This window comes from Maricaulis sp. MIT060901 (assembly GCF_047123815.1).
In the GTDB taxonomy this organism is placed as follows: domain Bacteria; phylum Pseudomonadota; class Alphaproteobacteria; order Caulobacterales; family Maricaulaceae; genus Maricaulis.
This window is the reverse complement of record NZ_CP138920.1, coordinates 2,330,668-2,348,329: the sequence shown is the minus strand read 5'-3', so window position 1 is coordinate 2,348,329 and position 17,662 is coordinate 2,330,668. Positions and strand designations below refer to the sequence as shown.

Genomic DNA, 17,662 nt, shown 5'->3' with positions numbered 1-17,662 from the left:
CCGCGACGTCCCATGTCGCGCCCGCATTGTTATTCCCACTGAAGTCCGCCGACCATGACCTATATCGTCACTGACGCCTGCGTCCGCTGCAAATACACCGACTGTGTCGAGGTTTGCCCCGTCGATTGTTTCTACGAGGGCGAGAATTTCCTCGTCATTCATCCGGATGAATGTATCGATTGTGGCGTGTGCGAACCGGAATGTCCGGTCGAGGCGATCAAGCCGGACACGGAAGATGACAAGGACGGCAAGTGGCTCGCGGTGAACTCCAAGTTCGCGGAGATCTGGCCAAACATCACGCTGCGCAAGGATCCGCCGGCTGATGCAGATGCGATGGCTGAGGAGAACGGCAAGTTCGAGAAATACTTCTCGGAAAAGCCGGGCGAAGGAAACTAGCCTGTTTCCTTCGGGAAATCGATCCAGTTTTGAAATTTTCCGGTTAATGTGTTATACATGACACATTGATGGGCTGTGCGGGTGGCACGGCCCCCTTTTCTACGTGGTGACCTGTGCACTGAAATTGCCGTTCTGGAGCCCCGGCCAAGCCAGCTCTTGATGAACGCTTAGTGTCGTCTTGTCGTCGCCCCGAAAAGGCCCGGAGAGAGAGCATCAATGACGAAGAAAACCGCCAACGACAACAAATCATTCAAACAAGGTGATTTCATCGTGTACCCGGCTCATGGCGTCGGCCAGGTCACAGGCGTGGAGAAAGATACCGTCGCAGGTTTCGACATCGAGGTTTATGTCGTCACCTTCGAACAAGACAAAATGACGCTGCGCGTTCCGACCGCCAAGGCGGACGCTTCGGGCATGCGCCCGCTGTCCAGCGACAAGATCGTCAAGGACGCCATGAAGACGCTGAAGGGCAAGGCCCGCGTCAAGCGTACCATGTGGAGCCGCCGCGCTCAGGAGTATGAAGCCAAGATCAATTCCGGTGACCTGATCATGATTGCAGAAGTCGTGCGCGACCTGCATCGTGCTGAGGACCAGCCGGAGCAATCCTACTCCGAACGCCAGCTCTATGAGAGTGCCCTGGACCGCATGGTTCGCGAGCTCGCTGCGGTCGAGAATATCGAGCACGACGCAGCCCGCGAAAAACTGTCCGAGTCGCTGCTGAAAAAAGCCGCCTGAGGCTTCACATATGTGTTTCGAGAACGCCCGGCCCTGCCGGGCGTTTTTCGTTTCTGCTCCTGCTGCTGAAATCGAAGTCCTGAAGTGATCCAGCCTAACGCCGGCAACGTATGTCTTGGTGAAAGGATTGTGTCATGGCCGTTTCGTCTTCTCCCCGCACCTCCGCCTCCAGCTCACCCGAGTTGAGCCAGCAGCGTTTCATCAAGACCGCGATGAAACATGATCTGTTGTCCCGGGAGGAGGAACTCGACCTCGCCCGACGCTGGATCGAGAATCGCGATGAACGTGCCATGCATCGGCTGACCCAGGCACACATGCGCCTGGTCATCGCCCTGGCGGCCAAGTATCGGCGTTATGGCCTGCCCTATGCCGACCTGATCCAGGAAGGCAATATCGGGCTGATGAAAGCGGTAGAACGCTTCGACCCGGATCGCGATGTACGCTTTTCGACCTATGTCAGCTGGTGGATCCGCTCCTGCATCCAGGATTATGTCCTGCGCAACTGGTCAATCGTCCGGACCGGTACGACATCGGCCCAGAAATCACTCTTCTTCAACCTGCGGCGTCTCAAGGCGCAGATTGGTGCGCTGGACAGCAATACCCTCACACCGGAGCACAAGACCTGGATCGCTGACCAGCTTGGCGTGCGCCAGCAGGATGTGGATGCGATGGCCAATCGCCTGGCTGCCAATGATCGCTCCCTCAATGCGCCCGTCGGCGAGGACGATGTGGGCCAGTGGCAAGACCTGTTGCCCGATGAGCGCGCCACACCGGACGAGGAAGTCATGCAGAGCCGTGACAGCGAACGCCGAACCGGCTGGCTGCGCGATGCCATTGGCACACTGAATGATCGCGAACGATTCATCATTGAGGAACGCCGCCTGAGCGAGGAAGGCTCCACGCTGGAAGCCCTCGGCAAGACACTGGGCATCTCCAAGGAGCGTGTTCGCCAGATCGAGAATGTGGCCCTGAACAAACTCAAGAATGCACTGACCAGTGCGGTCGGCGATCCGGAAGCGGCGGGCCTTATTCCTTCGACCTAGTCCTCGAGAACTTCCATCCGGTCAGAATTGGGAGGAATGATCATTGGGCCATTTTCGTCTCGAATGACGCCGCGTACACGGATACGCCTTTGCTCCAAGGCGGCGAGGTCGCCCCAGCGTGCCGTAAACGCTGCGGCCAGCTCCGCATCAATGCGAATGGTAAAGTCGGTCCGGTAGTTGCTGCCAAAATTGAGATAGACCCGGCCATTGCCCAGCACGGCCGCGTCTGTCACCCGCCCTGCAACGATCTGAATCGTTCCGACATCCTGCATCAGCATGTCCGGATCAACATCACGCACCCGGAATTCTGGCTCCCCCCAGATCCCCGCACCGCTGGTTCGGCCCACCTCTTCAGCCAGGCGCCAGGCCGGCAGGTGATCAATCGCGTCAGGATAGGGATAAAGCCAGACCAGGCCCTCCGCCAACAAAAGCGTGTGCAGGTCCCTACGCTCTCCGCCCGCCTCCAGCCAGATTGTGCCCAGCCTTCGCTGGTAACGATCCGTGGTCTCATTGAGAAATTCGACATCCACCTGAGGCGAGGACAGCAGATCGGTCAGAAAGGCCTGGGTGCGTTCCGGCACCGGGCTCACCAGCGAGGCCAGCCGGATCTCGACTGCCTCTTCCCCGATTGCGAGGCGAAGACTCAACGGACCAGAAATCTCGACAATGCGGCCCGGGGTGAGCTGCGCATCACGCGCCCCCGCCTGACCACACGCGGCAACAACAAGACAGAACACAAACAGGGCAGGCTTGATAATCGGTGTCATGGCTCTCTCCATCGCCACCAATATACCACCAAAACGTGTATTTGCCCGTGACGCCCGTCACAAAAAATGAATCCAGTTAACTTTTCCTTTTAACCTTTCGGCGAATACTTGCAGCGAATCTTTTCGCGACTCACCAATCAGGACGCGCCCCATGAACGCCTTCGCTTACGACGACAACCCGGAAACTTCCGCAGACAACACCGACATGCACGCGATTGCCGAGGCGGTTGGTGAAACGGCAGCGCGTGCCTCCCAGGGCGCAGAGGCTGCACAGGTCGCGTTCGACGCGATGAACCAGGTCGAGGAGAGCTCCCAGGTTCTCGAGCGCCGTGTAGAGGCCCTGACGGACGCCTCCCAGCGCATCAACGCCATTCTGTCCACCATCGAGGCGATCGCCAGCCAGACCAATCTCCTGGCCCTGAACGCCACGATCGAGGCCGCGCGCGCCGGTGAAGCCGGTCGCGGTTTCGCAGTCGTTGCCGGTGAGGTTAAGGCCCTGGCCGGTCAGACCGCCAAGGCGACCGAGGACATCGCCAGCCGCATCTCGGCCCTGGACAATGAAGTCAAGGAGATCCTCGACGGCGTACGCGGTTCCGGCGTTTCCGTGGCGCGCGGCAAGGAAGCCGTTGACCAGATGACCGCTGCGACCCAGGAAGTCGCCCACCAGCTCGACAGCCTGCGCGAACGCGTTCGCTGATCAACTGGCACATTCCGGTTTCAAACGGCTCGCCTCGGCGGGCCGTTTTTTGTTTGTCGTGAGCATTGGCAGGGTTTGCCCGACCGGTCGGCCGTTAAAAAGAAAAACGGCGCGCCAGACCCTGGCGCGCCGCCTTGTTTGATGGGCTGAGTGCCGGGCCGAACCTATTCCGGCTTGCGGAAGCGCAGGGTCATGCGATCGGATTCACCGATCGCCATCGTGTCCGGATTATTTGTGGTCGTCGGCGGCAGGCGCCAGACATAACTGTCAGCCGGATCATTGGGGTTGGCATTAATCTCGCTGCTGGCTTCCAGCACGAAACCGGCCCGCTCGAACGCGGCCACAACATCACTTTGCTTGAGATAGCCATTATCGCCGGTCGCGAAGCTGGCCTCCGCGCCTTCCGGTGCGCGGTGCTGAACCACCCCGACAACACCGTCGGGGGCCAGCGCGTCGAAAACCTCTGCGAGGGCGGTGTCGATCATTGGCTCCTCGAAACGGAAAAGGTGATGCAAGGCGCGGAAGAACAGCACGGCATCGACCTGGCCGTTTTCCGCATCCGGGATATCATCGAACGCATATCCCAGCGTCACCTGCCGGGGCTCGACCCCCTCAACGCTCATATAGCGGCCCATCTGGGTGATATCGGCGCCAAAGCGCTCATAATTGTCCGCGCTCCACTCCGGGAACATGCGGCTCCACAAACTGTCGGGATACGTCACCCCGATCAGGCGCCCCTCCTCCGCCAGCAGCGGGGTCAGGATCTGGGAATACCAGCCACCATTGCCCGGCAGGGCTTCGATCACGGTCATGGACGGCTCGACACCGAAGAAGCTCAGCGTCTCCACGGGGTGACGCCATTCATCACGCGCGCGGCGCTCGTCCCGGCGCTCGTGGTCGATCACCGCCGCCAGTGCAGCTGCCGCGTCCATCTCCTCAGTCATTGCCCCGCTGGCCTCGCCAGCCTCGGTCGTCTCGCCCGAAGGCATCATGTCATCGGCCGGAACCGACGCGGTTTCATCGCCACCGCCACAGCCGGCCAGCAAAAGCGCCATGGCGCTGACATATCCAATCGCTTTCATCTTTCCCCTCCCTGGGTGTGCGTCCTGCTCTTGTCCGGATATCGCGTTTGACGCGTGAAATCACTGAAGGCGGAAACACAACTTCGTGTGCCAGGGACTACGGCGTGCGCATTCCGACACGGGAATGTCGTTTGGGGTCTTGCCCCGCCACGCCATCTCGCCCAAAACGACGATACGGCCCCGTAGCTCAGCAGGATAGAGCAACAGATTCCTAATCTGTAGGTCACAGGTTCGAATCCTGTCGGGGTCGCCAGCTCTAACCGCGCAAACCGATCACGCCGCCTTGGCCACCGAATACGCCGCTCTGGCCCTGGTGATGAGAGCGCCTGGCCGAGAAGAGTCGCGCTTCCTCGGCATAGGTGCACAGCTCCGATCGCCAGATCTGGTTGTTGGGTACACCCTGCTCAAGCAGTTGGTGATGGCAGGCAGCCGCCACGTCCAGCTGGGCCCCACCGTCCGCATCACGTGGAGAGAGAATACCAAGATCGCCGGGAAAGGCCTCGAACTCGGTCACGACTTCTGGGCCAACGCGGTAATTGGCGGGTGAGATCGATGGGCCAATGGCAGCCCGCAAGGCCTGCGGGCGAGTGCCGTAGAGGTCAGCCATCCGGCTCAGGGTCGCCTCGACAATATTCTGGACCGTGCCACGCCAGCCGGAATGAATGGCTGCGACAGCACCGTTCTGCTCGTCAAACAGCAGGATGGGCGTACAATCCGCGGTCTGGCAGACCAGGCCGATGCCGGGTCGGTTGGTCACCAGCGCATCGGCCTCCCCGACCGGTTGCTCCCCCAGCGGAGCCGCCTCGATCACGGCTACAGCGCGGCCATGCACCTGGGTGGCAAAGGCGAGATAGTCCAGGCCGAGCGCCCGGCGGACACGTTCACGGTTTTCCGCCACATGTTCCGGACTGTCCCCGCGGGACCGGGTGATGTTGAGGCTGGCATAGAGGCCTTCGCTGAGCCCGCCCGGGCGGGTGGTGAAACCGTGCGCGATGGCATCGGCGTCCAGCAAGTCACAGCGGACAAGGGATAATTCGCTCATGTCTGCACACTTCCAGTGCCCGTGATCAGCGTCAAGCCGGTTGGATAAAACCCACGCGCTCAACACCCAGGCCATAGCCCTCACCAATTGCACGGACATCGCCCAGCAGCGCATTCAACGGCGCCCAGTCGTCCTCGTCGGCGATCGCATCCCAGACGCGCTCCACCTCGTCGATGACCATGCTGACCGGTTTGTCCTGCTTGAAGATCGCGTGTTTGAGCCGGGCCGGCAGGACGGGTTCGCGTTCGAACAACATATCCCGGAAGACCTTGTAGAGATCGCCCTTGTAACCACGGGCATGAGCGCGGGCAAAACTCGCCTCGCCGCAGAAGTGATCAAAGATCACCTGTTCCCACGGCAGAAGACTATCCTGCATGAAGGCCAGGAAGGCACGCACCAGTTTTTCATCCTCGTCACGTCCGGCGCTTGTCACGCCGAAACGGGCCATGAAGGCGTCGAGCAGTGCAACACGATAGACGGCGGGAAAGGTATTGAGATCGGCCAGTAGCTGTTTCTGATCCCCGGCCAGGGCGAGAGCGCCGGCAAACTGCTGCAATGCCCAGAACACGGCTTCGGGCTGGCGGCCATAGGCGTACAGCCCGGTCTGGTCGAAATAGGCCGCTGTGAAACCCGGCTCGTAATAGGGCAGGAACCGCCAGGGTCCGTAGTCGAAACTCTCGCCGGTAACATTGAGATTGTCGGTATTGAGCACGCCGTGCACAAACCCCGCCGCCATCCAGCTGGCGACGAGTTTCGCATTGGCCTCGATCACCGCCTTCAGCAGGGCCGCGGACGGATCCTCGCCCGCCTCTATATCGGGATAATAAAGCTCCAGGCAATGCTCGATCAGCTGGCCGATCCGAGCCGGGGAGTTCTCGAAAGCGTGGCGCTGGAACGTTCCGAACCGCATGTGCGAATGCCCCAGCCGGGTCAGCACGGCCGAGCGTGTCGGCGACGGCTCGTCATTGCGCTCAAGCGCCTCCCCCGTCTCGAAGACGGCAAAGGGTTTGGATGTATAGACCCCCAGGGCTTCAAGCATGTTGGCCGCCAGGATTTCCCGCACCGCCCCTTTCAGGGTCAGGCGGCCATCGCCGCTGCGTGACCAGGGTGTCTGGCCGGACCCCTTGGTGGCAAGGTCCAGCAAGCGGTTTTCACGATCGCGTAACTGGGCAAAGAGAAAACCCCGCCCGTCACCCAGTTCGGGATTATAGCTGCGGAATTGATGGCCGTGATAGCGCATGGCCAGCGGTTCGGGCTGGTTGTCCGCCAGCGGCTCGAAACGCTGGAAATGTTTCATCCGCTCCTCGGCGCTTAACCCCTCCAGCCCCAGCTCGGCCGCCCAGTCGGCGTTCCAGTAGCGCTCGGTGGCTTGCGGAAAGGCGGCGGGCGCGACCGGGTCGGAAAAGTCCGGGCCCAAGGTCACAAATTGCGGATCGGCTTTGTATTCGACAGTTTCGCTCATGGTCCTGAGCTAGGTGTTTCGGCGGCCGGAGGCAATGCCTATCCGCGCAATCCGTCACCCAGCGCAGCAGAGACGCGATTCACCAGATCCTTGGCACCGGGCAGGACGGCGGTCATGTTGAAATACCCATGCGGCATGGCCTTGCCGAGCACGTATTCAACCGGAATACCGGCCGCCGCCAACCGATCCCGATAGGCCGTGCCCTCATCATAGAGCGGGTCCAGTTCCGCGGCGGCGATAAAAGTCGGCGGAAGGCCGGTCAGGTCGTTTTCCAGCAGCGGCGAGACGCGCGTATCATGGGCCGCCTTTTCGTCCGGCAGGTAGGCGCGAACAATCTGCTCCAGCGTGTAGACAGACAGGATGTGTCCCTCCAACGCCTTGAGTTTCGGCTTGCGCCGCTCGATCAGCTGCATCAACGGATAGATCAGCAGCTGGAAGCGGATCTGGTCGCGACGCTGCTGGCCCAACATGGCCGCCAGACCACCGCCCGCACTGTCACCGGCAACAGCGATGCGTGTCGGGTCCGCGCCGGTGCGCTCAAGACCTTCAGCGCTCACCAGCCAGTCGAACGCCGCCAGCGCATCCTCGACCCCGGCGGGGAACATGTGTTCGGGTGCGAGCCGGTAATCAATCGCGACAACTCGCACGCCACTCTTGGCAGCCATGCGGGCACAAAGGCGGTCATGCGTCTCCAGATCGCCGATCACATACCCGCCACCATGCGTGAAGAAACAGAGCGGGGCGGGCGTCTCAGAGCCTTGCGGGATATAGAGGCGCGCCGGGATCGCGCCAGCCGGACCGGTTATGGTGAAGTCCTGAACGGACTGCAGTGGCGGTGCTGCCGCATCCAGGAAGGGCGCGGCCTGGCGCAGGGATTTGCGCATGCGCGGCGCGGCCTTGGCTGGTTCAAGCGGATCTTCGATACCGAATCTGGTGAGGGCCTCGGGCCAGTTTTTCGTTTCCATGCGCCAGCCGTATCACGCCCGCCACAACTGGCAAGCGGTCAAACGGTCTCAGGCGAAACTAGTGAACCGTAATGGTCTCTTCGCGACCAAGCCGACCGGCCAGGGCATCTTCCATCACCGAACGCAGGGCGCGCCAGGCATCGGCGCTTTCCGGACTGCCCTTCTCGTCCAGCTCCATGACGGCATCATCGGCATAGCCTATGGCCTGGGCACCATGCAGGTCGACGAGGGTCCAGGCGATCTGATGCATGTCCTGGGCGGTGATGGCTACGTGCGGGGTCATGTCCGGCTCCGAGTGAAAACGATTTGGTCTTTCAGGAGCAAGGCCGGGGCCAGACGCATGACAAACATAAACTGTTGTTTTATATCAGAAATTAACCCAGGCGACAGAAACCTCGCCTCGGAGAATTCTGCCACCGGATAGATTTGCCGAGTCGTTTCGGCCTAGTCGCTCTCGAGCAGCGGCAGCACCGCGTTCCAGATCGCGTCGCCAATGCGCTCGTAACGGATGTCGACCGTGTTGAACATGATGGCCAGGGTCACATCATCGGCGGGACGGTATTCCACCTTGCCGATAGAGCCCGGATCGTAACCGCCATGATACCAGCGCTCCAGCCCGTCCCCGGTTTCCTGCCATTGCAGGCCGATGCCGTAGGACCAGTCATTGTCCGCCGCTCCGTGGTGATTGAGCGAGGCGCGCATGAGATCCAGATACTCGTCTGACAGGGCTTCGCCTGAAAACCAGGCATCTCCCCAGCGCGCCAGATCGCGCGCCGTAAAGACCCAGCCTCCGCCTCCCCACTCAAATGCCGGATCATAGGTCAGCCGCTCATACTCTCCGGCCTTGGTGGGCACACCCGGGAATGTTTGCTGGAAACGCTGATGCATGTACGCCGCGGTCAGGCGCGGCATTTCCCGGCGCTGGCGCTCGGTTTCGGTAAGGCCCAGCGGTTGGATGAAACGCTCGTCCACAAAGGCTTCCAGTGTCTGGCCGCTGATATGTTCCACCACGAAAGCGATGATCGTGTAATTGGCGTCGGAATAGTGGAAGGCCTCGCCCGGCTCGAACAGCGGCTCCAGCCCGCCCAGTGGGCGCAGCAGGTCTTGGTGGGTCAGCCCATGACCGGCGAAATCGCGGTTTTCAACCGCGGACAGGCGCAACGCCTCGCGGATCGGCTCGGTCTCGAAATAATCGATCGGAATGCCCGAGGAATGATTGAGCAATTGTTCCAGCGTCACCTCGGCGGCGTTGGGCAGCGGATCAAACCAGTCCTGGCCACCCAGATACTGCGCCGCGCGCTCATCCAGCGCCACACGCCCGTCCTCGACCAGCGCCATCAGTGCGGCAGCCACAAAGGTCTTGCCCATCGAACCACCCAGCAGGCGGTGATCGGTACGCATCTCGATGTCGGCCTCGCGGTCCGCATCACCCGCAACAACCGTGATTGTGCGATCGTCCGACAGGCGCAGCGCCACGCTGGCACCGACATAGGTGGTTGGATGTTCCGATGCGCCATACTCGGCCAGCACGGCCGAGATCGCCTGTTCAATCGCGCCGAGATCCTGGGCCTCGGCATTCATCGCCAGACCGCTCGCCGACAGGCCCAGACTGCTTGCCGACAGGCAAAGTCCAAAAATCAGATGTTTCCAACAGCCCCCTGCTTTGATCACAGGATGGGCGAAACGCCTGGCGGGTCCGAGTTAAATCGCAGACAGAATGTTGCGATCAGGACTTTTTCCGGCCGGGCGCATAACCACCGGTCTGAAGGTACTCGATCTCTTCCGGCGTGCTTTTCCGCCCCAGCGCCTCGTTGCGATAGGGGAAACGGCCGAACCGCTCGATCACCTCACGGTGTTTGATGGCGTGGGTCAGCGTGCCTTCGCCTTCAAGGCGGTCCCGGGCAAGGTCGACACACAGGTTCTGGAAGTCGATATGCTCGCCATGCATGAAGGGCATATAGACAAAATCACGTCGGCTCTCATCGATGGCCCAGTCAAATCCGCGGTCCATCATGTCCAGCGCCACAAAACGGGCCATGGTGTCGTAGGAGAAGGCCCGACCAGAGCCGCGCCAGATATTGCGCGGAAACTGGTCGAACAGCAGAACCAGCGCAAACGCACTGTCCGGACCGCCAAGCCAGGGGTGATTGCCCGCCCTCATCTGCTTGGCATGTTCATCCACCGTGCGCGCAAACCGTCGGCGTACGGTGGCGTCAAAGGCCGGGGACGTGGCGTACCACTTCTTGGGCCCAGCTTCGTTGAACCAGAAATGGATAATCTCGTCGGGGGTCGGTTTCAGCACGCTCATACGCGCAGTTTACCGCCCACAATCTGCTCGTACAGCTCTTGTGTAAGTCGCACATATTTCCCGATCGTCGGGTGATCGAAATAGAGCGGATCGGTGATCTTTTTCGGGTCGAACCCATCCTTGACCAGATCCACCTTGCGCAGCTTGAACGTGCCTGTCGTATCACCCTGCTCCTGCAGGCGCAGGAAAAGCGGGCGGGCGAAAGTCGGCAGGGCATCATGGATATGTTCGCGCAGGGCATCCAGATCGATCTGGCCGGCCTTGGCGACCAGGGCGGCCATGCCGGCACGGCCGGAATGCCCCTCGACCTCGACGCCATAGACATTGGCCTGTTCGATGCCGTCAAAACTCAGAGCCTCGGCAACCTCGCCGGTTGCCACATTTTCCGACTTCCAGCGGAAGGTGTCACCCACACGGTCGACAAAGTAATAATATCCCAGGGCATCTCGCGTCATCAAGTCGCCGGTGCGGAACCAGGCATCGCCCTCTTCGTACACATTGCGGAGGATCTTCTTCTCGGTGTCTTCCTTGGACCCGTATCCATCAAAACGGAAACGCGCATCGCTCGGATCGATCCTGCCGATGGCCTCGCCCACCTGGTCCGGACCACATCGTACGCAGTGACCGTTCGCGCCACGCACCGGCGCTTCCTCGTCCATGTCGAACTTGACCAGGTCGATGTTGAAACGGTGTTTGAGATAGTTCGGAACCCGCCCGATCGCGCCCGGCTGGTTCATCGCATTGACCAGACCGACATTGCCTTCGGTGGAGCCGTAGAATTCGATAATGTCCGGCAGGTCGAAGCGCGCCTGGAATTGCTCCCAGACATCGCGGCGCATGCCATTGCCGATCGCACAGCGCAGGGAATGGCCCTGCTCGTCGGCGACCGGATCGGAGTTGACCAGGAAGCGGCAGAGTTCGCCGACATACATGAACAGCGTGGCCTTGTGACGCTGGACATCCGGCCAGAAATTCGAGGCAGAGAATTTCGAACGCACGATCACCGAACCGCCAAAGGACAGCGCACAGCCCACGCCGCACAATCCGCCCGTGGCGTGATAGAGCGGCAGGACCATCATCATCCGGTCGCTCGGCTTGGCCTTGGACGCGATGGCAAAAATGTTGAGGTAATAGAGCGCACGGATGTGCGTCATCAGCGCTGCCTTGGGCAGGCCGGTTGTGCCCGAGGTGAACATTTTCAGGACCGGGTCGGACGCTTTCACATCCTTTCGTTTCTCAGCGGGAATACGCGCACCGGACTGTTCCGCAACGGCGGCATTGAAATCACCGGACCAGTCGTAGGCGCCGTCGACGACCCAGGGCTTGGCCTCGATCTCCGCGACCTCGCAGGCCGAGCGATAGGCGTCCACCAGCTCGTCGGCAATGATGGCATGGCGGGTTTCGCCGATATTCAGGCAATGTGCCAGCGACTGCCCGGACAGCTGGTTGTTAAGCAAGGAGGTAACGACGCCGACCTTGGACAGACCGAACCAGATGGCGATGTATTCCCAGCGATTGGGCATGAAAAGCGCAACCGTCTCGCCCTTCTTCAGCCCCTGCGCCAGCGCCCAGTTGGCCACGCGGTTCGCATAGGCGTCGAACTCGGCATAGCTGATCTCACCCTCATCGGTGATCGCCATCGGTCGATCGGCGAACTTGTCGACCGTCTTTTCGATGTGATCCGGCACGCGGACACCGGAGCCGGGCCCGACCTTCTTGATCTGTTTGAGGACGCGCAGCATCCCGGAAACGTATTCAACTTCACGACCGATCGCGGTGAACAGGCCCATTATCAACTCCCCGATAGACGGATTCATCCGTTCTGCTTGGGAAAAACGATACGTGGGTCAGGGTTTCCGTCAAGCAAACGCGCCCGCACACACGGCAAGTGTGATGCGCATTTCAAAAGATTTCCGAAGGAAATTGCGTCAAGCCCGCCGACCGTAGCGATACTCGCGAAATTCTGCCGCTAGCGCCACACAGATGGCGAGCAGGGCCAAGTCCTTGATTAGAAAGATACCTGACCCGCTGAGGAAGGGGAATCCGCCCAGATCCGAAGACCAGCTTCCCGGAAAACTGATGAGGAAGGACAGCGTAATAAGAAATGTTGCCGACGCCATCATCAGACCGATCGAATAGAGCCCGCGATTGAAGCTGGCCGCGAGCAGGAAAAGCACGGTCAGGATCTCGATCACGCCGATAATGTAGGAGACAATCTGGATCTCCATGAAATTCAGCATCCAGGAAAACAGGATGCTCGTCTGGATCAATGGCTCGATGCCCCGCGCCTCGACGGTGGTGAATTTCATCGCCCCGATCCAGAACAGCACGATTGTCAGGCCGCCCATCATCACCGGTCGGCTCCAGCGGCGAAGGTCACTGTGACGGCTTGAGAACATGCGAGAGCGATCAAAACTGCCCGCCCACATCGCGAGCCCCAGAATACCGAGATATTTCAAGATGCCCTGCCCCGAACCGATGGCCGGGAAACCGCCGGCCGCCTCGATCCAGACCGGATTGGTCAGGAACACGGTCAGCGCCAGGGCGCTGTAGATCCCCAGCATGATGAAACCAATGCGACGAAAACTGCCACTGGGCAGAGGCGCGCCAATCAAGCACGCCATGATCACCTGGTAGACACCAATCGCCTTGGCGGCGGACGCGGCCTGCGGCAGGAGCCCCGACAGGAATACGTGTCCCGAGATCCAGTTCATCATGACCAGATCGCCCTGGGCGGTGAAACTCATCGCCCCCATCCACAGGAAGATAACAGCCAGGCTCGCCCGCGCGAACAGCACCGCATTGGTGATCGAAAGCAAGATCATCTCCCCGACAGACTCGCAACGCGCACGACGCTAGCACTGCTCGCCCCGGCTGTGGAGTAGGCAGGTGGACCACCGCACAGCGAAGCCCACACCCTCGCCATTGATGGGCGAGACGGACCATTGCGAAGCAATGGTGGAGTGGGTGCGCGCCGAAGGCGCGGCTTAAAGTCGGCCCTCCGGGCCGCACCCTATCCGTCCGCGTCACGGCCACCTTCGGCACTTCGAACATGCCCCCGGCATGTTCTCGGGTGCCTCAGCCCATCAAGGGAAAGGAGGAAAACAAGTGTGTCGGTGCCTATCCTCTTCCTCGGGGAGGTGTCCCGAAGGGACGGAGGGGCCGGAGCGCGTAGCGCGGAGGTCTAGGGCTCACTGGCGTTCGCACCCCCTTCGACCTCGCCTTCGCCGATGGCTACGGCGAGCCCACTTCCCCGCGTGTGGGGAAGATATCCCTAGTGCTCAAACCTCAGGCATAATCTCCCGTGATCCATGTCGTGGGAGGCGAGAGCTCAGTCTTTTCGGGCGTGGATGTGCGGGACGCGGCTGCCGACCCTTCGGGGTCATAAGGGCATGGCAGACAGCAGACCCGTGTGCGGGAGGCCCTTAACCCCTGCTCTAGACTATATCCGGTTTCACCGGCCTTCCGCATGCCTCTCACTCCAGATCGCGAGATCGTGGAGATTTTGGTGCTTCCCCCTCCGCCCCTTCGGGGCACCTCCCCCTGGAGGGGGAGGAAAAAGAGTGAGGCTCCCCCGACGCCAAAGGCGTCGCAAGCGCGACCGCGCGTCGGGCGGTCAGCCCGCCCCATCGGAGCCGCGAGCGCAGCCAGTTGGCGTGAGATAAAAAAGTGGTGCCCCTGGTCAGACTCGAACTGACACTCCTTGCGGAAACGGATTTTGAATCCGTCGCGTCTACCAATTCCGCCACAGGGGCTCGCTTCACGAGCGGAGGCGCAAGCTGCCGATTGGGCCCTGAAAAGTCAACGACTCTATGCGCTCGACGCACCGTTTGGACGCAGCTAGTGTCAGCCCGGATCTCGAGGATGAACAATTGACCGAAACATCAGAAAAACTTGGCCTTATCAGCGCGCTTGAGGACATCGCCACCGCCGCTCCCGATAAGGGCATGACATTGGGTGATTTCTTTGATGCGCTGGGCGAGCGGGCGTTCGGGGTGATCCTGTTCGCGATGGCTTTGCCGATCTCGATTCCCTTTCTCTATGGCGTGCCGCAGGTCATGGCCCTGCCGATGATGGCGTTGTCGGCGCAGATGGCGCTGGGACGGGAAGAGCCGTGGCTGCCATCCAAGTTCAAGACCCGCCGCCTGGACAAGGCCGGGCTGGAGCGTATGGCGCAAGGCGGGCGCAAATGGTTTGGCTGGCTGGAAGCTCTGGCCCGGCCGCGTCTGACCTGGCTGTCCGGTCCCACAGCAGAGCGCCTGGTCGGCGTCGTCTTCATCCTGTTCTGCGCATCGATCCTGGTGCCGCTGCCGGCCACCAATACGACGCCGGGCATCGCCCTGGCGATTGCAGCTCTGGGGCTGCTGACCCGCGACGGGCTGCTGGTTCTGGGCGGGCTCCTGCTCGGCCTTGCATGGATTGCGCTCCTGATGACGCTTTTTTTATTTTTCGGGGACGCCGCTATCGACGTACTCAAGGACTTCTTCCGCGGCCTGCTCGGTCAGGCCGAGGCCTGACGTGCGCGCTCTTGTCGCGGTGCGAGTAGAGTAAAGGTCCGCAAATATGTCCTTCATGACGCCTGTTCTGTCCCAATTCCCGCTGACGCGCTGGCCCCTGATCATGGCCGGTTTCTCCCTGGCCATGCTGCTTGGCGCGTGGGGTTTTGAGTATATCGGCAAGTATCTGCCGTGTGCCCTGTGTTACGACCAGCGCTATATCCACATGGCGGTGATTGCACTGGGCCTTGCCAGTGGTATCGGCCTGATCATGCGCCCGGGCCTGGCGCGGTTTGCGCCCTATGTGATTTACGCCGTCGCAGCCGTCCTGCTTTATTCCGCCGGATTTGCCGGCTGGCATGCAGGTATCGAATACGACTGGTGGGCCGGTCCCGCCTCCTGTACCACCGGCGCGATCGGTACGGTCGATGTCAGCTCCATCATGGACGCCCTGAATGGCCGGTCCATCGTGCCGATGTGTGACGAGGCCAGCTGGACGCTGTTCGGCATCTCGATGGCCGGTTACAATGCCATCATCTCCCTGGCGATGGCTGGCGTATCGTTTTTTGTCGGCTATCGCGGTCTGAAACAGGCCTGATCATGAACGACACACGCGCCATCCCCCTGCCCGGCAAGCGCCGCAATCCGGACCGTATCCAGGAAATGATCCGCGTGGATCATGCCGGCGAGTATGGCGCAGTCGCAATCTATCGCGGCCAGCGCGCGATTTTCGATAAGCTGCCGCACAAGGCGCGCATCGCCAACCAGCTTGAAGAGATGGAAGCGGACGAACAGGCCCATCTCGATGCGTTTGATGATCTGATCTTCAAACACAAGGCCCGGCCAACAGCGCTGGCGCCGATCTGGAATGTCGCCGGCCAGGCCCTGGGCGCAGCCACGGCCCTGATGGGCGAGCGCGCGGCACATGCCTGTACCGAAGCCGTCGAGAGCGTCATCGAACAGCATTACGCCAGCCAGATCACCGAACTGCGCGCGATGGGCGAGGACGAGCTGGCAGACCTGTTCACGAAATTCCGCGAGGAAGAGATCGCGCACCATGATCTCGCCGTCGAGGAAGGGGCGCGTGACGCTGCGGGGTATCCCCTGCTGTCCGCCTTCATCAAGACCGGCTGCCGCACCGTCATCAAGATCGCCGAAAAGATCTGAGCCGACTTTCCCGTCAAGGGCTTGAGCCCGGCCCCGCTTCGGCCTATCCGGTCGAACAAGGGAGAGGTGCATGGACCAGAAAGACAAATTGCTCGACGGGATTCCGGTCTTCGTGGAAGTCGTGAGGCGCGGCGGGTTTTCCGCGGCCGCCGAAACGCTGGGCCGCTCCGCCTCGCATGTGTCCAAGGAAGTCACCCGCCTGGAAGAACGCCTGGGCATGCGCCTGCTGCAGCGTACGACACGCTCCATCACGCTGACCGAGGAAGGCCGCGCCTATTTCGAGACGGCGGAACAGATTGTCGACATGGCGACCCAGGCCGAAGCCGCCGCTGCCGGAGCACACGACCAGCCGCACGGTACGCTGAAAATTGCCGCACCGATGAGCTATGCGCTCAACTTCCTCAATCCTATCCTGCCAAAATTCATCGACCAGGCGCCGGAGGTTCAGCTGGACATCGACCTCAATGACCGGCGCTCCGACGTCATCGGTGAGGGTTTCGACCTCGCCCTGCGCATTGGCGAAATGCCGGACAGTTCGCTCATTGCGCGCAAGCTGGGCGCGTTTCGCGGTGTCGTGGTCGGCACGCCGGCCTTCTGGGACAGACATGGCCGCCCGACGCACCCGCGCGACCTGACGGATATTCCCTGTACGGGCTATTCCAATGTGCGCTTCCCCAATCGCTGGCCCTTTCCGGATGGCAAGGACGGGGTGGTCGATGTCACCGTACCGCTGCTGGTCAAGAGCAATAGCGGTGCCCTGTCGATGGATTTTGTGCGGGCCGGAAAGGCTGCAGCGCGCCTGCCCGATTTCTTCTGCTGCGAGGACATCCATTCCGGCGAGCTGGAAGTGGTGCTGGAGGAATACGAGCGCGACCCCATCCCGCTCTGGGCCGTCTACCCGCACCGGGCGCATATCACGCCCAAGGTTCGGGCCTTTGTCGAATTCCTGGAGCGCGAGCTCAAGACCTAGCCGTCAAAGGCCGCGCAGGGCTCTTCAGGGACGAGGTGGCGACCGCCTTCCACATAGGTCTTCAGGCGACCGGCAATGAAATGCGTCCACACGCCATGCACCACGCCCGCCAGTTCCGCATCGATCTCACCATGCATGGACAGGTCGACTGTGAAACTTGTCGTCTCGGCATCGGCCTCTTCCAGCGTCCAGCCGATCACCAAGTCATAAGACCGCCCCGACAGCCCCAGCGGACCATGCATGCGCAGCTCGGACGGCGCATCGACATAGATGATGTCCGCATGCAGGGCGCCACTATCCTCGCCATCACGGAAACGCTCATAGAACCGCCCGCCAAACTCCGGCTCGATGATCAGCTCCACCCGGTCAGCCTTGAAGGAGTGATCCCACCAGGGCGATACATCCCCGGTCGCAGCCTCCCAGACCTCATCACGCGGTGCCTCGATGGTGATGGTCTGGGTCGTGCGAAAACCCTGGACCTCGAACGGCTGAACGACCGGAGTATCCTGGACCAGCAGGGCAGTGAGCATGG

19 protein-coding genes and 2 tRNA genes are annotated in these 17,662 nt (G+C 61.2%); 9 read left to right on the top strand and 12 right to left on the bottom strand.

The features are described 5' to 3' along the window. Positions 1–54 precede the first annotated feature (54 nt). The 3 genes from fdxA to SIC17_RS11515 all read left to right on the top strand — a co-directional run bounded on the left by fdxA (position 55) and on the right by SIC17_RS11515 (position 2,174). Entirely contained in the window at positions 55–396 is a 342-nt protein-coding gene (gene fdxA / locus SIC17_RS11525) for a ferredoxin FdxA (protein ID WP_291891936.1), read from the top strand. Positions 397–612: 216 nt separating this feature from the next. Beyond that, positions 613–1,131: a CarD family transcriptional regulator gene (locus SIC17_RS11520; protein WP_291891933.1), complete on the top strand. Its 519-nt coding sequence runs from the start codon at positions 613–615 to the stop codon at positions 1,129–1,131. A 134-nt stretch (positions 1,132–1,265) separates the two neighbouring features. Further along, positions 1,266–2,174, top strand: a complete 909-nt coding sequence (locus SIC17_RS11515; RefSeq protein ID WP_291891930.1) for an RNA polymerase factor sigma-32 — start codon at positions 1,266–1,268, stop codon at positions 2,172–2,174. Here SIC17_RS11515 and SIC17_RS11510 read toward each other — a convergent pair. Then, positions 2,171–2,941, bottom strand: a complete 771-nt coding sequence (locus tag SIC17_RS11510; protein WP_412545445.1) for a thermonuclease family protein — start codon at positions 2,939–2,941, stop codon at positions 2,171–2,173. The genes SIC17_RS11515 and SIC17_RS11510 overlap by 4 nt on opposite strands. A gap of 151 nt (positions 2,942–3,092) precedes the next feature. Here SIC17_RS11510 and SIC17_RS11505 point away from each other — a divergent pair, with 151 nt between their 5' ends. Beyond that, entirely contained in the window at positions 3,093–3,638 is a 546-nt protein-coding gene (locus SIC17_RS11505; RefSeq protein ID WP_291891924.1) for a methyl-accepting chemotaxis protein, read from the top strand. Positions 3,639–3,802: 164 nt separating this feature from the next. Here SIC17_RS11505 and SIC17_RS11500 read toward each other — a convergent pair whose 3' ends face one another. Continuing rightward, positions 3,803–4,720, bottom strand: coding sequence for a class I SAM-dependent methyltransferase (locus SIC17_RS11500; protein WP_291891921.1), 918 nt, complete (start codon positions 4,718–4,720; stop codon positions 3,803–3,805). A gap of 176 nt (positions 4,721–4,896) precedes the next feature. Here SIC17_RS11500 and SIC17_RS11495 point away from each other — a divergent pair. Continuing rightward, a tRNA-Arg gene (locus SIC17_RS11495) sits at positions 4,897–4,973 on the top strand. Between the two features lie 3 nt (positions 4,974–4,976). Here the strand turns inward: SIC17_RS11495 and pgeF are convergent. The 9 genes from pgeF to SIC17_RS11450 all read right to left on the bottom strand — a co-directional run bounded on the left by pgeF (position 4,977) and on the right by SIC17_RS11450 (position 14,252). Next, entirely contained in the window at positions 4,977–5,762 is a 786-nt protein-coding gene (gene pgeF, locus SIC17_RS11490; protein WP_291891918.1) for a peptidoglycan editing factor PgeF, read from the bottom strand. Positions 5,763–5,793: 31 nt separating this feature from the next. Then, positions 5,794–7,224, bottom strand: a complete 1,431-nt coding sequence (locus SIC17_RS11485) for a protein adenylyltransferase SelO family protein (protein ID WP_412545444.1) — start codon at positions 7,222–7,224, stop codon at positions 5,794–5,796. A gap of 38 nt (positions 7,225–7,262) precedes the next feature. Beyond that, positions 7,263–8,189 (bottom strand): alpha/beta hydrolase, encoded by a 927-nt coding sequence (locus tag SIC17_RS11480; protein ID WP_291891913.1) that lies wholly within the window; start codon positions 8,187–8,189, stop codon positions 7,263–7,265. A gap of 58 nt (positions 8,190–8,247) precedes the next feature. Beyond that, positions 8,248–8,472 (bottom strand): hypothetical protein, encoded by a 225-nt coding sequence (locus tag SIC17_RS11475; protein WP_291891910.1) that lies wholly within the window; start codon positions 8,470–8,472, stop codon positions 8,248–8,250. Between the two features lie 161 nt (positions 8,473–8,633). Continuing rightward, positions 8,634–9,860: a serine hydrolase domain-containing protein gene (locus tag SIC17_RS11470; RefSeq protein ID WP_412545443.1), complete on the bottom strand. Its 1,227-nt coding sequence runs from the start codon at positions 9,858–9,860 to the stop codon at positions 8,634–8,636. 55 nt (positions 9,861–9,915) lie between these two features. Next, positions 9,916–10,497, bottom strand: coding sequence for a DUF924 family protein (locus SIC17_RS11465; RefSeq protein ID WP_412545442.1), 582 nt, complete (start codon positions 10,495–10,497; stop codon positions 9,916–9,918). Further along, a complete protein-coding gene (locus SIC17_RS11460) occupies positions 10,494–12,287 on the bottom strand; it encodes a long-chain-acyl-CoA synthetase (protein WP_412545441.1) in 1,794 nt (597 codons plus the stop codon). Before SIC17_RS11460 ends, SIC17_RS11465 begins: the two co-directional genes overlap by 4 nt. A gap of 138 nt (positions 12,288–12,425) precedes the next feature. Continuing rightward, entirely contained in the window at positions 12,426–13,322 is an 897-nt protein-coding gene (locus SIC17_RS11455) for a YkgB family protein (protein WP_412545440.1), read from the bottom strand. Positions 13,323–14,167: 845 nt separating this feature from the next. Continuing rightward, positions 14,168–14,252, bottom strand: a tRNA-Leu gene (locus SIC17_RS11450). Positions 14,253–14,309: 57 nt separating this feature from the next. Between SIC17_RS11450 and SIC17_RS11445 the strand changes: the two genes are divergently transcribed. The 4 genes from SIC17_RS11445 to SIC17_RS11430 all read left to right on the top strand — a co-directional run bounded on the left by SIC17_RS11445 (position 14,310) and on the right by SIC17_RS11430 (position 17,130). Then, positions 14,310–15,014, top strand: a complete 705-nt coding sequence (locus SIC17_RS11445; protein ID WP_412545439.1) for an exopolysaccharide biosynthesis protein — start codon at positions 14,310–14,312, stop codon at positions 15,012–15,014. A 55-nt stretch (positions 15,015–15,069) separates the two neighbouring features. Then, entirely contained in the window at positions 15,070–15,591 is a 522-nt protein-coding gene (locus SIC17_RS11440; protein ID WP_412545438.1) for a disulfide bond formation protein B, read from the top strand. Positions 15,592–15,593: 2 nt separating this feature from the next. Then, complete coding sequence (locus tag SIC17_RS11435; RefSeq protein WP_291891887.1) at positions 15,594–16,160, top strand: demethoxyubiquinone hydroxylase family protein; 567 nt, start codon at positions 15,594–15,596, stop codon at positions 16,158–16,160. 70 nt (positions 16,161–16,230) lie between these two features. After that, complete coding sequence (locus tag SIC17_RS11430; protein WP_412545437.1) at positions 16,231–17,130, top strand: LysR family transcriptional regulator; 900 nt, start codon at positions 16,231–16,233, stop codon at positions 17,128–17,130. On the opposite strand, the gene SIC17_RS11425 is transcribed toward SIC17_RS11430, so the two are convergent. Beyond that, the gene (locus SIC17_RS11425; protein WP_412545436.1) at positions 17,127–17,660 is read right to left on the bottom strand and encodes an SRPBCC family protein; all 534 of its coding nucleotides are present in this window, start codon (positions 17,658–17,660) and stop codon (positions 17,127–17,129) included. The genes SIC17_RS11430 and SIC17_RS11425 overlap by 4 nt on opposite strands. Between the last annotated feature and the right edge of the window lie 2 nt (positions 17,661–17,662).

Excerpts from the sequence above, each read along its gene's own strand:
- fdxA (WP_291891936.1), top strand. The coding sequence starts at position 55 with ATGACCTATATCGTCACTGACGCCTGCGTCCGCTGCAAATACACCGAC.
- SIC17_RS11520 (WP_291891933.1), top strand. The coding sequence starts at position 613 with ATGACGAAGAAAACCGCCAACGACAACAAATCATTCAAACAAGGTGAT.
- SIC17_RS11515 (WP_291891930.1), top strand. The coding sequence starts at position 1,266 with ATGGCCGTTTCGTCTTCTCCCCGCACCTCCGCCTCCAGCTCACCCGAG.
- SIC17_RS11510 (WP_412545445.1), bottom strand. The coding sequence starts at position 2,941 with ATGACACCGATTATCAAGCCTGCCCTGTTTGTGTTCTGTCTTGTTGTT.
- SIC17_RS11505 (WP_291891924.1), top strand. The coding sequence starts at position 3,093 with ATGAACGCCTTCGCTTACGACGACAACCCGGAAACTTCCGCAGACAAC.
- SIC17_RS11500 (WP_291891921.1), bottom strand. The coding sequence starts at position 4,720 with ATGAAAGCGATTGGATATGTCAGCGCCATGGCGCTTTTGCTGGCCGGC.
- pgeF (WP_291891918.1), bottom strand. The coding sequence starts at position 5,762 with ATGAGCGAATTATCCCTTGTCCGCTGTGACTTGCTGGACGCCGATGCC.
- SIC17_RS11485 (WP_412545444.1), bottom strand. The coding sequence starts at position 7,224 with ATGAGCGAAACTGTCGAATACAAAGCCGATCCGCAATTTGTGACCTTG.
- SIC17_RS11480 (WP_291891913.1), bottom strand. The coding sequence starts at position 8,189 with ATGGAAACGAAAAACTGGCCCGAGGCCCTCACCAGATTCGGTATCGAA.
- SIC17_RS11475 (WP_291891910.1), bottom strand. The coding sequence starts at position 8,472 with ATGACCCCGCACGTAGCCATCACCGCCCAGGACATGCATCAGATCGCC.
- SIC17_RS11465 (WP_412545442.1), bottom strand. The coding sequence starts at position 10,497 with ATGAGCGTGCTGAAACCGACCCCCGACGAGATTATCCATTTCTGGTTC.
- SIC17_RS11460 (WP_412545441.1), bottom strand. The coding sequence starts at position 12,287 with ATGGGCCTGTTCACCGCGATCGGTCGTGAAGTTGAATACGTTTCCGGG.
- SIC17_RS11455 (WP_412545440.1), bottom strand. The coding sequence starts at position 13,322 with ATGATCTTGCTTTCGATCACCAATGCGGTGCTGTTCGCGCGGGCGAGC.
- SIC17_RS11445 (WP_412545439.1), top strand. The coding sequence starts at position 14,310 with ATGCGCTCGACGCACCGTTTGGACGCAGCTAGTGTCAGCCCGGATCTC.
- SIC17_RS11440 (WP_412545438.1), top strand. The coding sequence starts at position 15,070 with ATGACGCCTGTTCTGTCCCAATTCCCGCTGACGCGCTGGCCCCTGATC.
- SIC17_RS11435 (WP_291891887.1), top strand. The coding sequence starts at position 15,594 with ATGAACGACACACGCGCCATCCCCCTGCCCGGCAAGCGCCGCAATCCG.
- SIC17_RS11430 (WP_412545437.1), top strand. The coding sequence starts at position 16,231 with ATGGACCAGAAAGACAAATTGCTCGACGGGATTCCGGTCTTCGTGGAA.
- SIC17_RS11425 (WP_412545436.1), bottom strand. The coding sequence starts at position 17,660 with ATGCTCACTGCCCTGCTGGTCCAGGATACTCCGGTCGTTCAGCCGTTC.